We start from the raw sequence: 15,181 nt of genomic DNA, 5'->3' as shown, positions 1-15,181 counted from the left end.
CTTTTTTGCACTGGTATGAACCAAATATTCTAGCTAATCTGCAAGTGTTCAAATCACCTCATTACAACAATGAACACCCACAAACAAATCCAACAAATCGCCGCCAATGATGATCGCCTAACATCAAAAGTTAACTTCATCCCCATCTGCAAAGCAAAAGACCTTAATCACCTCCAACGCCGACAACAGCAACGCGCCATTAGTAACGAAATGATGCAAATAGCGATCGCCTATGGTCAAAAGCGCTTTGATCATCATGGTGCAACGGTTTATACACTTAGCGATCGCCTACTCAAACATAGCCCCTATGCTAAGTTTACCAATTCGCTTAGAGGCTTACAAGTCATCTGCTTTCAAACCCTAAATAGCTATCAAATTCTTACTACATATTGGAACTTTACCACCAAGCGCCGCGTAAGAATCTAAGTATTCGTCAATGCTTTGTTAAAATGTGATTAACTCAGATTTTTGCCTCATCCTCCATTACCTGACTAATACCATCTCCTGCGTCTATAACAGAATGAACAGCTTTCACAAATAGTCCGCAGTCCTACCCATTTAATGAACCTCGAAAAGGTGATTGAATTCGGTAGAAACTACTATGTACTGTTCGATAAATTGCTTTCAAGATAGAAAAATGGCTAGTCCAGCCTATCTTTACCTGTTGAGTACCAAGATTTTTTGAAGATACGCTATCGCGTAGAAGTCCATGACCTGATTCCTAAATGGAAGGAAAAACTCATGTGTAATTCAACTAATCTCGTAGTCCTCTCTGGTTATGTCGGTAATGTATCTGAATTGCGTCAAACCAAAACCAGCGGCAAAGATGTACTAGACTTCAGCCTCGCCGTACAACCTAAGCCTCGCCGCGACAAAGATGGTAATTGGATCGACCAAGAACCGCTTTGGGTAAAAGTAGTTTGCTGGAATGGAACTGCGGAATATGCCGAAGAGCGAGCAGAATCTGGACGCTTTGTCGAAGTTACGGGAGTTCTGACGCAGCCTGAAGAATACAAGTCCAAGAAAGACAAGAAGCATCATGCGCGGACAGTAATTCATGCCCAATCTCTGAACTTCATTGATGTTGTGAGAAAGTCTGCCGAAGACGAAGAGTATGAAGAATCGCCCATTTACGATGATGACTTCTAGTTGAAAAAGCAGAGAGCAATATTGATAGATATCTATCAATATTGCTCTCTGCTTTTTTTAGTCGCTATCGCTCAAGGCTCTTGCCCAGCTAAGAAAAAGAGAAAGTAACAATGATTTACACTCACAAAGGCTATCAATGCTTGCTATCAAATCGAACCACCAATCAAGGAAATGAATGGGTAGCTCAAGCCAAGAAATATTCGATCAGCATTGAGCAGAAAGTATTTGTCCAATGGCTTGGGACAAAATTGATTACTAGTTTTGACAAGGAACAGACTAAACAACACTTTGCTGAGATGGTGGAATTATTCTTGCAAGAACATGCGGATATCTTCCCACTATATCCCCGCCCAGAATTGCCCGAAGCAACAATTGAAGCAATTCTAGACGAGCGAGTGTACCTGACTGTAAGCAATAGCGGTAGATATCACACCGCCAAGTTTCGAGTATTTGCACAAGAACATCTACGAGTATTCCCAGCCCGCATCCCAATTCCAGTTGGCATCAAGTCTAACGCGAAGCCAAGGTACAGAAAACTTGCCGCCTGATCGAGTAAACTAACAGCAAAATCCTCAACTATGAGGATTTTGCTGTTAGTTTAATTCAATTAATGCTTATTAAAAGCGGCTAGCGCCAGTGCTAACGAAGATAGCCATAATTCCATTAGCAAAAAAGCCATGCCCAATCCAGTAACCGATCTAGATAAAGACAGACTAAAGCTGTGCATTGAAATATTGCCAGAAGCAGACTCGACAACCGAGAGAATGGTGATCATCTCCATTTGCCGAGAGCAGGGAATGCCATTGATTCGGACTATAAGACTAACTGAACTAATACCAATTCCATTACCACTAGCAGAGATCGTTCAAGCCTATGCTGCCAGCGAGTTAGCAAGTCAAGAGCCGATCGCAACAGTTGAAGAAGAAAAGCCAGAACCGATCGCCATCACCAAGAGATCTTTAGTATCCTCAAAACCAGAACAGATGACCTTACTATGAGCGAAACAGCAATGAACTATAACATCAAGATTGAAGGACAGACAATTCCCGTACCACCTGAAATCGGGAGTAGTGATGAACAAATTAGGGCAACTCTCAGCCTATATTTTGAAGGAATCAAGAACTCGAAAATTGAAAGAACCGTGCAAGCCAACGGCGATGTCCTCGTGGATGTCTGCAAACTCGCAGGCACAAAAGGCACAGTATGAGCGAGACAGCGATCGCCAGTTTGATGAAAGTACCCGAAGAAATCAACCCCTTGCTAGAAATACTTTGGGAGATTGAACAGTACCAACAGCAAGGGTCTCAATTAATTGAGCTAAGCGCAATCGGGATAGAAGACTTTAGCGAAGTAACCACCCAATCGCAAACACAAAGTCTGTCTATCCAGAGGACATTAGACAACCTGAAAAGAGCTAGCCCAATCGCCGCACCGATGACAATCCGAGGATTCTGAGATGGACAAAACTAAATTCGAGTGGCTAGCAGCACGCACCGCCGATAAAGCCGTGGAGTACCTCGAAGCAATCCAGCAAAGGGCGACAATGCTGCAACTGTATCAGTATTACTACCCTGATGAATATCAGCAATCCAAGGCTAGTGTTAAAGTTACTAGCCTTGAAACCTATAGTGAGAAAGAGTTGGAATTTCTGACCTTATTAGGTGAGCAATTCTTCCCATTGCCATTATTGCTAGCAGAATCAGAACGTATCTCCTATATACCCGTAGAGCCACTTGGCACTTCATGGTATTACGATAACTTTGAAGAATTAGGTGCAACCGAGAAATTCTTGATGAGCCTAATTCATGGATTAGATGGTGATACATGGAATGACATTGAGGGAGAACTGGAACAGGACTTGCCCCCTGTCGCGAGTTATATCAATTACCCCAAATTAAGTCAGGAAGCCCAAAAGGTAAGAGGAATGATCGCCCTGTTACCTACAGCCATAGATATGCTAACCCAGTCCACAGGCAATCTATGGCTGGACATCTCCTATGAAAATGACATTGTAGATGCTCATTGGACAGTAGAAGTAATAGATACGCTGAGAGAAGCTTATACAGAAGCGCAAACAATTATGCAAAAGTATCGAGAATTTATCGAATGGTTAGATAAAGACTCGGCAAATTGTATCAAGGTGGTCAGGCTTTGGAACAGATGCAAAGAGACGAATCCAGAAATACACAACCACTATCTTGTGGCATGAGGAAGAATAAATGCTAACCCTAGATCTACTCCAAGATGCCCTAAAGCCCGATGGTTATCCATTAATCGAAGCAGAGGCAAAACTCCTGTTTTTGAAAGGAGGACATTACTGCTTTCAATATCGACAGGGAGAGCGAGAAACCTATAAGTTTCTATCCCCCGACACAGTAAGAGCCGCCTTTCAGCACGAACGCATCGACACAGGCTGGATACCCAACGGAGTAAAACGCATGGGAATCTGCCGTCAAGGACAATGGTATGTACAGTTTATACCACCCGCAAAATCGACATTCACTTTCACCAACATAGATAGCAGTGGAGAGCCAATCTCCCTAACCATTCCCATGATGGGAATAGTGTTTATGCTATGTGGTGACACTTGCTATATCTGGGCAACCAAGCGAAAAACCTTTGCCGCCGAAGCACCCATTTACCATGTGCCATTACCAAACATCTATGGAGATGGCAGGATCTGTATGGGAACTGAGAATAACTTAAGCAACTATACAGAAGGGATCGAGCGACTAGCGAAAGCATGGGAGATGTTCGTGACAGCACCGTTCAACAATCATCTCATGAACGGCAAATCCACTACCCATCCAGAAGACATCCGCGAAAAACTGATCCAATTGCAGAACAGCAACCACTACCCCATCAACGATCTCGTCCAATGTGGCAGTTCTGTGCAGGTAGCAATCAATATGGTAATCAACCGATGAAATTACTAGAACATGTCCAAAAGCACGTAGCCACAATAAATCCCGCATCACCACCGACAACGATCGCCTACAACAATCCCCCATTAATTCAGCACATCATCGCCACCAGTCAAAGCCTACCCGAAATCGCCGCAACCTCAATGTATGAGTATGTCTATGGCAGCAACGGCACATTTGTGAGAGCCAAGAGACAAGGATTAGAAGCGATCGCGCCAGTATCTTATTACAAAGCTAAAGGACTAAGAGCAATATCCGCATCCGTGCAGATGACCTATCCAGCAGTTCCCCTATTTCTGGTAGAGCAAATGCTCGAAGCCTCACGCATTGCTTGCGATGCCAACAATCACCCCGTAGAGATCGTATTTCACCTATATTTTGAAAATGGAAATTGGCAGCTCGCAATTCCAGATCAAGAACAAACAGCCACATCCTGCAAGCCCTTGGACAATAGTGCGAACAGCAGTTACAGCAAAGCCATCATCGAAATCCATTCCCATCATGGCATGAGAGCCTATTTCTCAGACACAGATAATCGAGATGAGACAGGATTTCGGATCTATGGAGTACTAGGCGAAATCTTCTCCAACCCACAGATTAGGATGCGAGTAGGGATGTACGGACATTTCTACGAAACCCCAACCACAGGAATCTTAGAGTTACCAGCACAACTAACAGATTGCTTAGTGGAGGATTGGTAATGTCAAACCTATCATTACCCTTTACCGAAGCCGTTCCAATTCTGCTACCAGCCTATGAAGAACTAGACCTAATTCTCATCGGCTGTGGCGGCACAGGCGGATGGTTAGCCGTGAACTTGCCACGCATCGCCTATTTACAAAAACAGGTCGGGAAAAAGGTATCAGTTACTTTCATCGATCCAGATCTAGTAGAAGCAACCAATATTCCGCGCCAAAACTTTATTCCCAGTGACCTCAGCTTACCCAAAGCATCTGTTCTCGCCGCCAGATATGGACTGCAATGGGGCATCGAAATTAGTGCTATTACCTCATCCTTTAGAGCAGACATGGCAACATCGCGATGGAAACACCTGACAATTTGTATTGGAGCCGTGGACAATCCCGAAGCCAGAGCAGAAATAGCCAAAGTTTTAGAAAATGGAAAAACAACATTCTGGTTAGACTGTGGCAATCACTACGAATCTGGGCAAGTACTCCTCGGCTCTAAAGATACAGTGGAAAGTATGAAAGGAGCCTTTCATGTCCCCACATTTTGTACGGCTCTGCCATCACCAGTCCTACAACATCCAGATTTACTGGTGAAGCAAGAGTCAATGCAGCAAGTACTATCCTGTGAAGAATCAGCGATCGCCAATGCTCAGTCGATGTCGATCAATCACCGCATAGCCGATGAAGCATTGGACATGCTCCTACGCTTACTAAGCGGAACCCTGACCCGTTTTGCTACCTATGTAAATTGCAAACATGGCAATGCATGGTCTAGATTCAACACCCCTGAGGAAGTAGCAGCATTGATTGGCAAGCCAAAACAATACATGAAAGCTAAGCCTCAACAATAAAACAAGCAGTCCGAGCTAATCCGATAAAAAAGAGCAGCGCGGACTGCTTATCTCTTTCCTGATCGAGCCAATCTAGTCGAAACAAGGAATTTCATCTAACCAAGGAATACTGCATAGCTTCAGAACAACATCAGCACTAGCATATTGCACAATTACATCCCAGTTCTCGCAAGCAATGATACGATGGCGGTTGGATTTGAAACTTAGAGGAGGTCTGATAACTCTTACTGATACAGGAATTCGTTTTTTACGAGCCGCCACAATCACTTGACTAGTGCAGGGGAAGCAAATATCACAAAGGATGGGATAGTGAGGATCTAAACAGAGAAAATCAATAATTTCGATCACAATATCCTGACTGATACTAACGATTAAAGAATCCTCATCAGCGAATAAATCCCGTACAAGATTAGCTGAATGAGGTGCAACCCCACCTAGAAGTTGAACATTGTTAAACTTAACGACTTCGTTAATAGCCGTAGCGACGAAAGCTTGAGCATCAGCACGATGTTGCTTGAGAAACCGAGCCGTGACATTGATATCGATAGGTTTAGAAAGATGAGAGTCAAGAAAAGTAGTAAAAGGTTTGAGTTGCCTTTGCTTAATGGCAAACCGATCGTGATAATACTTATAAAAAATTCGCGGAAAGTTTTCACGCAGAAAATCAAATCGTTGCTCTTTTTGAGCAACGAAAATATCGGTCAATGTACCCATATAGGACTCCGTCATAAAATTTCTAAACAAGGATTGCCCCACCTCAAACCTTAGAGATGATATATCTCCCTAAAATGACTGATTTTTATATGATAGCTTTCCGTGAAAACATCTGGGTTACTCGATAATTCTGAAATTACGGGATGACCTGAGAGCAAGTCAAGAATAATTTTGAATTGAATATGACTTGGAAGTTGAAAAACAAGACTGATAGCTGTTTTTTGAGCTTGTACAGAGGGTGATAAGGGGAAATATCCGATGTGAGTAAATGGCGTAGATAAGTGACTGTAGCAATCAGCCTAGTCCAAATCGCAAACTTGCCGTTTCTTGCGATCGCCCCCTCACAATCATTTGTTATAAGGGGGGGGCGATCGCAAGAAACGGGTTGAGTAACCGCCACCTGTTGCCGAGATGCCGAGCGTCTTTCGAGAATCGCCTGCAACTGATGCCAAGCATCAGCATCAAGCCAACAAACATTAATCATTCCCTGATCGCCATGAATGCGCTTAGAACAGATTTTGACACCAAGCTGATTGCAGAGAATCCGAAAAATCCAAATATTGGTAGCATCTTGGGGGACATTGAAGCCCAAGTACCTTTTGATATCCGTAGCAAACTGCCGACAAAGACTACCTAAATCCTCCAGATCTGCATCAGTGTATTGAACATCAGGATTGAGTAACTCCTTCAAACCTAAACCCGATCTGATATAGCGCCCCAATTCATGACAAGGCTGATCTGGCAGGAAAATACCCATGCCAAACTTCGCTTGACGAGTAAACGCACGAACATCGGATTCAATGACAAGATCCGATTGAAACAAAGCTTCCAATTTAAGAATCTCCGATCGGCGTTGCCCATCGCGATCGTATTCCACCAATTCAGGAGAAACTTGATCGAGACAATAAAACTTGGCGATCGCAGTTTTTTCTAGATCCAATAAATCTTGATACGACTGAGACTCATTTGAGATTAACTTTTTTTGTTCAGAGGGAGATAGGATTTTTGCCCTAGAGACAGCTTGGTAACGCTCTTGCCTCGTCTGAGCTAGAGCCTCCTTGATCGACTTGCCAGAATCATCATTACCGATCATCACGACCGTAACCTGATTGCCCTCAAACACAAGGCGTTCGAGCAAATAGTCTCGCAAAGCCCACATCGCCGCATTGGTTCTCGCCTCAACACTTGCCCAAAGGTCAATGTGAGGATTGTCTAGAGAAGCATGATCCACGATAGGTAGTAACGAATCCCCTAAGCCCGCACGAATAAGACTAACCTCGCGATCCCAGCGATTCCTGAGCGTATTTTTGAGATGAATCGGAGAAGAAGAACGGTCTATTTTGCAGAAATTAATCCCACGTTCGGCACACCAAACAGTGCGGGGAACATTATCCCTAACCCGCGACAAAGCTTGACTCGCATCCGCATCTGTGACCGTACCATAGAACAACCCATAGACCTTATGAAAGCGCTTGACCTCAATGGAAACACCCGTACTCATCGAAGGCGTGGCAATAATCACATCGTAGTTGAACACCCGCTTATTAATATTGCTCATAAAATCCGTTTCATGGCGACCGCCACTGGTATCAGAATTGAAAAGCAAAACTCTTATCTTGGGACGAATCGCCCTAATTTTCTCAACCAGCTTAGCGATCGCCTTACTACTAGACTTGCTATCTGTAGCCACAAAAACACGATGACCCTTAGTGACATCCGCCAGCAACTCCTGAATAATCGGCACATCGTTATTTGCAACAATGAACCTTGCAGGATAGCCTTCAGTTTGGTACTCATTCTTAATCAAAAAGACATCAGAACCATCACCACGCAAAGCTTGGAGATAGTTCAAGCTAATATCGGAGAGATCGGCATCGGCAACAATTACCCGTCTGGCGACTTTTACCAAAATATGTAAACGAGCAAGCAGAGCCGAGCGTTTGCCATCCTTATTACAGGTTGAACCTGAAATCAAATGTCTGAGTACTTGCTCTACCTCATCAATGACGAGATCGCAATCAACAAATTGACGGGGATCGAAAGCAAGTAAGCTATCGACGCAGGCTCCAACACGAGCAGAATAAGCAGAATCCGTAATAAACTGTCCATCAGCCATATCGAGATCGCCTTTGAAATCTGCATTCATTACCTTACATAGATTGCGAACCAAACTGACACGATGACCGAGCAAAGCCAACTTATCTGTGCCCGCAACGATCGCTGCAATTGCCTTAGTCTTGCCAGTCCCTTTAGCCGATTGCAGCGCCACAATCCCAGTTTTAGGAATGTAATCGGGGATTTCATATCGATCCAATTGAAACATCACGTTCATAGATAAACTCTTAAACGGCTTGAATGTAAGTTGGCAATCTTGTTGATGTTCCCAAGTGTAGGTATTGAGGGAGATAGCAGCTAAGTAAACCTGATGAAAAGCATCAATACCGCGCTCAACAATGAAATCATCAACCCCAGTTTTATCAGTACCTTCTAGCAAAGGCAGCTCAAGTACCTTAACGAGACAATCAGCATCTGCAAATAGCTTGCCCGTCTTGACCGTAGCAAGAAAAACATCATGCTTAGTTTTTTCCTTAGTTTCAGCATCAAAGCAGAAACAGACCTGACGCTTAGGAATAGCAAACTTAGCTAGATAGGGTTGCAGAGCCAACTTGCCATCTGCCCCCTGTATCCGCCCCATCGTAATCCCACTTAAAGCGATCGCCACATAACCCTGAGATAATAAGCAGCAAGCCTTTTTCATACCCTCACAGATGAAAATAGGAATTTCAGGATGGGCAGCTACCCAAGACCAAAAATTAACAGAATCAGGTAAAGCCGAGAAATCAACCTCCAGACCATAGCGATCGGCGACCTTTTGCCAAATTGAATTAGGAACTAAAGCAAACCCACCGACCTGACCGCGTTTAGCAGGATTCTCATACTTACGGGGTTTACCCTTTTTCTGATCGATCAGAGGATTGCTAAGCTTGACTTGGAATACTTCAGACTTGCCGAGAATGGGATTCCAAGAATGAATGAGCGCTCCAAATAGCTCGGGACGTTGTTGTTTCCCAGATTGCCAGACAGTACGCCACTTAGCAGGATTCCAATTCAGAGCCTCATGAATGGGGTAGTTGACTTCACCACCACTTTCAATAATTTCATCTGCTATAATTTCTACATTAGCAGTAAAAAGTTCGGGCGAGATCGCACTGCCATCAATCCATTCACGGTAAACTAAATCAGAGAAAGAATGTAGATCTAAAGTTGTTGATTTCATCTTTAATATTAAGTAAAATAACTATAGTTTTGTTAAAAAATGCTCAGTTTAACGTTTTGCGAGATAAGAAATCGGATCGACCGCAACACCCGATAGGGGGATAATTTCAAAATGTAGATGAGGACCCGTACTGTTACCTGTAGTACCGACAGCACCAATCACTTGGGACTGATTGACTACAGATCCTTGTTGAGCATAGATATCGCTGAGATGAGCATAACGAGTAAGGAAACCGTCGTGATGACGGATATCGATCATATTGCCATAGCCACTATCATCCCAACCCGCAAACTCAACCACACCAGAGGCAACTGCCCAGACAGGAGTACCAACAGGCGCGGCAATATCAATACCTTTATGGACTCTACCCCAACGCCAGCCGAAACCAGAAGAAATCGTTCCTTCAGTGGGCCAAATCATCATCGGTGAATTATCAGGAGAAGATGAATTGTCAGGAGGAGTAGGTATGCTTAAAGAAGCTCTAGCTGGTGGATTGACTGGTGCTTCCTGAAACTTGCTCGAGGCAGCTACCTGTTTATGACGATTGAGCCAACTATCAAGGTTTTCCACATCTCTAGTCAATTGAAACAGTTCTACTGTAGTCATACGAGCCTCTGATTGAGGGAGTATCGCTAGCTCGGCAGGGATATTATCTGCTTGAAAATGAAATCTCGATGACCAACTTTTAGCAGTCAGGATTGGTGGCACAGTATTTGCGCTGTTTAGAGCAGGAAGAGAGCTATCAATCTGTTGAAGCCTTTGACGGAGGAGATCTCGCTTGAGAGTGAGATCCTGTATGGTTTTTTCTTCTCGGTGCGTGAGTAGACTTTTGACATCTCCAGGGATGACCAGAGGTTGCTCAATGCTGAGATCATCTGGAGTCAGCAGCCCTGAAGCCTTGGCGATCTCATCCTGTGGTACTTGATATAAGCTTGCCACCTGACTGAGAGTGTCGTTAGGATGGACTTTGTAGATAATGCTATCAACAGGAGGAATGACAAGTTGAGTGCCTATCGTCAACGCAGTCCCAGCACTGAGACCATTAGAAGTAGCGATCGCCGCCGCATCAACCTGATACATCTGAGTTAGGCTATACAGAGTATCTCCTGTTTGGACTTGGTGTAATTTAGCACCAACATTTGGAGAGACTTTCAGACTAATATCCGATGTTGCTAACAGATTGGAAATTGTCTCAGCTTTTACAGGAGATAATGCACCAAAACCATATCCAGTAAGAATTCCAGTAATTCCTACAGATCTAAAAACACAGTCTAAAAATGTTGTGTTTTGCACAAATGTTTTTATAAAATGTGAGATCATAATAGCGCCGATAGATCCTGTCTAAATTTGCATCTATTGTTATTTCTGACAAAATTAATTTAGTAAAGCATAGTAGAAAAAATTATTTTTGGGAATACTTTTACCAAATTCTACCCTTTTATATATATTTTCGACATATAGATATCGTCAAACATCACAAAACGCACTTGAATATTGAGGGCTAGTCAATGAAAAAGCAAAAAGCAGACAAGAAGAAAAGTCCAAAGGTGAAGACTCCTAGAGTTATGCCCGATGTATCTGAGTATATTAGGCTGTACAAAGAATCAAACTACCCAATTCGAGACATAGCAAAACACTATCAGGTATCGGTTTCGACGGTATATAACGCGATGGTCGCGTCAGGGTTTAGTGAATTTAGACCCAAACATGCGCGCATGAGCCATACAAGGATGTCAAAAGAAGAACAGGCGATCGCCCTATACCAAACAGGAGTGACAAGGACAGCCGTAGTCCAGAAGCTCAATATCTCAGCTAAGACCCTCAACCAAGTCCTAGAAAAGCATGGCATTCCCATCCGCCGAGGGATCGATTTAGTCACCTCAGCCAATCGCGCCGCCCAGTATCACAAAGCCTATAACGATCACCACTTAACCCTAAGAGAAACCGCAGAACTATTTGGAGTATCCCATCCAATTATCCTGCGAGAACTAAAGCGCAATGGCTACCCAATTAGGCAAAGCGTAGACTCCAAAAATCGTCCCACCTTTAAGCTAAAACACAAGCTGGGAGGCATCGCAGGCTTACCCACACCAAAACTAACACCCAAACAAAAAGAGCGTCGTCAGATCTTGATGCGAATCAGGCAGAGACGTGAAGATAACCAAAAGCTCAAGCGCCTTAAGAACTACAACCGTGCCAAAGAATATTGGCAACTGATAAATGAAGGCGGGTTAGACTTTGAGGAAGTGGGTAAGCTATTTGACCTGTCAGGTAAAACCATAGAACGGGTCATTGTCCAAGCAGGAATCGACATTTCCGAAGTAGCACGCAGAGCAAAAGCCGCCGCTTTCAAAGAAGAACAAGCGATCGCCCAGAAATATTGGGAGCTATATAGCAAACCAATGAGCCTAGACGAAGTGGGCGCAGTCTTTGGACTGAGCGATTCCACGGTTAGAGCCGTGTTAATTAGACATGGATATGAAATCAGGAAGCGAGGCAGGATTGAGAACAGCGATCGCAACCAGATGAAACCAAGGCAGCCGAAACCCAAAAAAAATAAGCAGCAAGCCATCATCCCAGCCGAAAATATGGAAGCAACTGGAAAAGCATTAGATCTGCTAATTTCAAATACAAAGGTTAAGTAATCTGCATTATGAATAGCTTTTGCTGTAAATGTTACTTGTTTACAAAAACATATTAATCAGATTATTGAATATAGTGTTTTTTTCGATTAATGATATGCGTAACCAAAATCAACGCTGATCTTCATATACCCTCTGGGTTTCAGCACCATACCCAGAGAGGTCACTAACATTTAGGGTATCTCTATATTATTGACAATAGTAACGATAAATCAAGGGTTTCAACCTTGCATTATTGAGAATAAAGCTATTTTTAGAGAGGCTCTTTAGTTGGTAAAAAAACACTATAACCAATTCATTGGATATAGTGTTTTTTCGATTAATGATCGGCGCAACAAAATCAACGCCGATCTTCATATACTCTCTGGCTTTCAGGCAAAACCCAGAGAGCGCACAAACCTTTAGTAACGTACTTACCATTGAGAATAATCAAAGCATCCTTAAGGTTTTGCTGGTCTTGCAGACAGGTCTTCAAAATGTCCCGATTCCATTCCACGAGATTCTTGGCAAGTTTGCCATCATCACTAGCTAACCAGTCCAAATCCTTTGTAGTCTGGGGATTGAGACTAGGTTGAGGAGATACAACCTTGGCGATCGCCAATCCCGAAATCAGACCCGCAGCTAAGCCAATCATCAACATCCCCGCACAGAAACCAATGAAGGGTAAGCTAATCGCCCGCCAATAACCTTGGGATTCCTGATGCTGTTTGTTTTTGATGATATTCGCGATCGCCTGACTAATTGCCACCTCCTGCTCCTTAACCGCAGTCTCACGCAGAGTTGCTAGAAAGTCGCGAAACTTTTGGATACCAACATCAAAGCCTTTGGCTAAGGCACTTTGGAGCAGGTTGGGCGCAGTAGCAACCGTAGCCGCCACTTGAGCATTGGACAGAAAAATCGCAATGTAAGGATCGTTCTGGGGAATGCCAGACTTAGCCACAATCTCGTAAATTTTGGCTTTGACAGTCGGATCGTAGTCATGGATGGCAATATCTAGATAGGTTTTGGGTTGAGGATCGCTATTCATACTAGGATTTTGCTTCTTTTTTCTGGACGTTTTGAGGCAAGAGATTGGTGGACTCAAAGGCTTTGTAAGCATCTCTGAGGAAGGTTTTGATTTGATTCCTGCCAATGATGCCAAATTCGGAGTAGTTAGAAGCCTCATCAAAAGTTAGGCGTTTAGCATTGATTTCAATGCGCCTACCATCTCCCAATTTTGGAAAATCAATCACGGCTACACCATATTCGGCGATCGCCTTCTGGATTGCTTCATGCTCATGGAAATAGCCCCATTCATCACAGCGACCCCAGTTTTTGATAAACACATGGGTGATGTAGCCTTGGTAATGTTCCAGAGACTCAATGAATAGCTCGATTGAGTCACTTTCACCATCACTGACGAACCACTTGATGAAAGACACGCCATGCTCTTTGCCCAAGTCTAGTAAACCTTTGGTGTTAATCCATTGCGATACCGCGCGATGAGCTTGAGCGGGTAAATTGACCACGACAGTTTTCTTGAGCGCATAGTCAAAAATAGAATCAGGGACATCTGCCATTTTTTCATTTTCGGAGAAAAAAGCCGCCTTGCTGTCCTTGTAAATGTTGAGGACAGTGGGATTGCTACGATCCGCTTCAATGCCAGCTAACGGGATGGCACGATCCTTAAGGTATTGGAGCATGGTACGAGCAACCCAACTTTTGCCCACCCCACCTTTTTCACCATCGATCAGGTTAATAATTGCCATAAGGTTACCTCCTAGTAACGATTGTAGTGTTTCAAGATTTTCTGTTGTGCTAAGTAGTCATCATCGTCGTCATCGTCTACAGGGACAGACTTGGGGACGATACTTTTGGGCTTGCTAGACTCAGCCTGATTAGTCTGTTTTAAGTCTGAATTTATTCTGGTAGTTGTAGGTTGAATGTCTTTGGTCAAGCCGATAACATTCTGATTAATAGGCGGTGAACTAGGATAATCATCCGAAAACTTTGCGGGTTCTGACGGCAAAATTGACAGCGCAGGAGCACCCAAGGCTTTTGCGGCTTTAGTCGCATCACGTTTGGCTTTTGCTGCCGCCTTTTTATTTTCCACATCGATCTTCTGTAAATACTTTCGTACTGTCTCACCAGAGATAGCAATGTGTAGTTCGTTTGTCAGTTTGTTGCTGACTTCTTCAAAGGTATATCCCAAAGCGATTAAAGATCTAATCCCACTTTCCAAGGTTCGGATGATATCGAGTTTGGTTTTGGGGTTGGTTTTCTTCTGGGGTTCATTGACCCATCGCTCTGATAAAGCTACCAATTTATCCGTATCTAAGTCCGCTAACGATGAGCGGGAGGGAACTTCAATCATTGATTTAAATGCTGTTTGGGTGGACTTATTTCCCTAAACTGTTGCCAAAAACTTCCCTAACATAGAAATCTTTGACCCAGATTAATTTTTATACTGGTTCGATCACCTCCCAGTTTATTGCTTTTTTCAATCATAACCATTGCGAAAGAATATTAGTTTGCTTTGCTTGATGAGATTTTTACAATTTGTTAACAACCGCGTGATTCCTATCAATGTCTGAAATCTAAGAATTCCGCTTACCAAAATAGTATCAAGTCAATTCTTATCTTGGATACTTTTTATACTTAGAAAGTGATTTATATGTCTTAAGTATTATATTTTGAGTTGCAAATCTATACCAGTTGAGTGACAATCATGTGTAATTTGTTTCCCATAACCGTACCTTTTATTGTTCCAAAATCGTCCCAATGTTGTCCCAAAATCGTGCGGATCGATGCGGATCTGCAACGATTTTCCGTGCTTTGAGGTATGTCTAAAACAGCTCGCAAGCTATGTTGCTCGTCGGACAAGAAATCGCGCTATCGCTTGATTTTTGTTCGACGGCAACATTACGCTTGCCAAAGGGGAGTACCCCCTTTGGAA

General features: G+C 43.3%; 17 protein-coding genes. 11 read left to right on the top strand and 6 right to left on the bottom strand.

Going from position 1 to position 15,181, the window contains the following annotated elements:
• Positions 1 to 69: 69 nt before the first annotated feature.
• From H6G05_RS05630 to H6G05_RS05585, 10 genes are all read left to right on the top strand, one after another.
• Positions 70 to 426: a hypothetical protein gene (locus tag H6G05_RS05630; RefSeq protein ID WP_190577073.1), complete on the top strand. Its 357-nt coding sequence runs from the start codon at positions 70 to 72 to the stop codon at positions 424 to 426.
• Between the two features lie 255 nt (positions 427 to 681).
• Positions 682 to 1,149, top strand: a complete 468-nt coding sequence (locus H6G05_RS05625) for a single-stranded DNA-binding protein (protein ID WP_190577070.1) — start codon at positions 682 to 684, stop codon at positions 1,147 to 1,149.
• Between the two features lie 110 nt (positions 1,150 to 1,259).
• A complete protein-coding gene (locus H6G05_RS05620; protein WP_190577068.1) occupies positions 1,260 to 1,697 on the top strand; it encodes a hypothetical protein in 438 nt (145 codons plus the stop codon).
• 129 nt (positions 1,698 to 1,826) lie between these two features.
• The gene (locus H6G05_RS05615) at positions 1,827 to 2,147 is read left to right on the top strand and encodes a hypothetical protein (protein ID WP_190577066.1); all 321 of its coding nucleotides are present in this window, start codon (positions 1,827 to 1,829) and stop codon (positions 2,145 to 2,147) included.
• On the top strand, positions 2,144 to 2,356 hold the full coding sequence (locus H6G05_RS05610; protein WP_094535767.1) for a hypothetical protein: 213 nt from the start codon (positions 2,144 to 2,146) through the stop codon (positions 2,354 to 2,356). The genes H6G05_RS05615 and H6G05_RS05610 overlap by 4 nt, the downstream gene beginning before the upstream one ends.
• On the top strand, positions 2,353 to 2,604 hold the full coding sequence (locus H6G05_RS05605) for a hypothetical protein (RefSeq protein WP_094535766.1): 252 nt from the start codon (positions 2,353 to 2,355) through the stop codon (positions 2,602 to 2,604). Before H6G05_RS05610 ends, H6G05_RS05605 begins: the two co-directional genes overlap by 4 nt.
• 1 nt (position 2,605) lies before the next feature.
• Positions 2,606 to 3,358 (top strand): hypothetical protein, encoded by a 753-nt coding sequence (locus tag H6G05_RS05600; RefSeq protein ID WP_190577064.1) that lies wholly within the window; start codon positions 2,606 to 2,608, stop codon positions 3,356 to 3,358.
• A 10-nt stretch (positions 3,359 to 3,368) separates the two neighbouring features.
• Positions 3,369 to 4,076, top strand: coding sequence for a hypothetical protein (locus H6G05_RS05595; protein WP_190577062.1), 708 nt, complete (start codon positions 3,369 to 3,371; stop codon positions 4,074 to 4,076).
• Positions 4,028 to 4,774: a Mov34/MPN/PAD-1 family protein gene (locus H6G05_RS05590; protein WP_190577060.1), complete on the top strand. Its 747-nt coding sequence runs from the start codon at positions 4,028 to 4,030 to the stop codon at positions 4,772 to 4,774. Before H6G05_RS05595 ends, H6G05_RS05590 begins: the two co-directional genes overlap by 49 nt.
• On the top strand, positions 4,774 to 5,613 hold the full coding sequence (locus tag H6G05_RS05585; protein WP_190577058.1) for a ThiF family adenylyltransferase: 840 nt from the start codon (positions 4,774 to 4,776) through the stop codon (positions 5,611 to 5,613). The genes H6G05_RS05590 and H6G05_RS05585 overlap by 1 nt, the downstream gene beginning before the upstream one ends.
• Before the next feature lie 72 nt (positions 5,614 to 5,685).
• Here the strand turns inward: H6G05_RS05585 and H6G05_RS05580 are convergent, their stop codons facing one another.
• The 3 genes from H6G05_RS05580 to H6G05_RS05570 all read right to left on the bottom strand — a co-directional run bounded on the left by H6G05_RS05580 (position 5,686) and on the right by H6G05_RS05570 (position 10,897).
• On the bottom strand, positions 5,686 to 6,342 hold the full coding sequence (locus H6G05_RS05580; protein WP_190577056.1) for a hypothetical protein: 657 nt from the start codon (positions 6,340 to 6,342) through the stop codon (positions 5,686 to 5,688).
• A gap of 121 nt (positions 6,343 to 6,463) precedes the next feature.
• Entirely contained in the window at positions 6,464 to 9,604 is a 3,141-nt protein-coding gene (locus H6G05_RS05575; RefSeq protein WP_190577054.1) for a plasmid replication protein, CyRepA1 family, read from the bottom strand.
• Between the two features lie 48 nt (positions 9,605 to 9,652).
• A complete protein-coding gene (locus H6G05_RS05570) occupies positions 9,653 to 10,897 on the bottom strand; it encodes a LysM peptidoglycan-binding domain-containing M23 family metallopeptidase (protein ID WP_190577052.1) in 1,245 nt (414 codons plus the stop codon).
• Positions 10,898 to 11,112: 215 nt separating this feature from the next.
• Between H6G05_RS05570 and H6G05_RS05565 the strand changes: the two genes are divergently transcribed.
• Positions 11,113 to 12,249 carry a helix-turn-helix domain-containing protein gene (locus tag H6G05_RS05565; protein ID WP_190577050.1) on the top strand — a complete coding sequence of 379 codons (1,137 nt, stop codon included), beginning with the start codon at positions 11,113 to 11,115 and terminating at the stop codon, positions 12,247 to 12,249.
• Positions 12,250 to 12,586: 337 nt separating this feature from the next.
• Here the strand turns inward: H6G05_RS05565 and H6G05_RS05560 are convergent, their stop codons facing one another.
• The 3 genes from H6G05_RS05560 to H6G05_RS05550 are packed head-to-tail and all read right to left on the bottom strand — an operon-like array spanning position 12,587 to position 14,599.
• On the bottom strand, positions 12,587 to 13,273 hold the full coding sequence (locus H6G05_RS05560; protein ID WP_190577048.1) for a DUF6753 family protein: 687 nt from the start codon (positions 13,271 to 13,273) through the stop codon (positions 12,587 to 12,589).
• A gap of 1 nt (position 13,274) precedes the next feature.
• Positions 13,275 to 13,994: a P-loop NTPase family protein gene (locus tag H6G05_RS05555; RefSeq protein WP_190577046.1), complete on the bottom strand. Its 720-nt coding sequence runs from the start codon at positions 13,992 to 13,994 to the stop codon at positions 13,275 to 13,277.
• An 11-nt stretch (positions 13,995 to 14,005) separates the two neighbouring features.
• On the bottom strand, positions 14,006 to 14,599 hold the full coding sequence (locus tag H6G05_RS05550; protein WP_190577044.1) for a hypothetical protein: 594 nt from the start codon (positions 14,597 to 14,599) through the stop codon (positions 14,006 to 14,008).
• Between the last annotated feature and the right edge of the window lie 582 nt (positions 14,600 to 15,181).

The organism is Phormidium tenue FACHB-1050 (genome assembly GCF_014696925.1).
In the GTDB taxonomy this organism is placed as follows: domain Bacteria; phylum Cyanobacteriota; class Cyanobacteriia; order Pseudanabaenales; family Pseudanabaenaceae; genus Pseudanabaena.
Note: the sequence above shows the minus strand (reverse complement) of the source record. Positions and strands in the feature narration are given on the sequence as shown.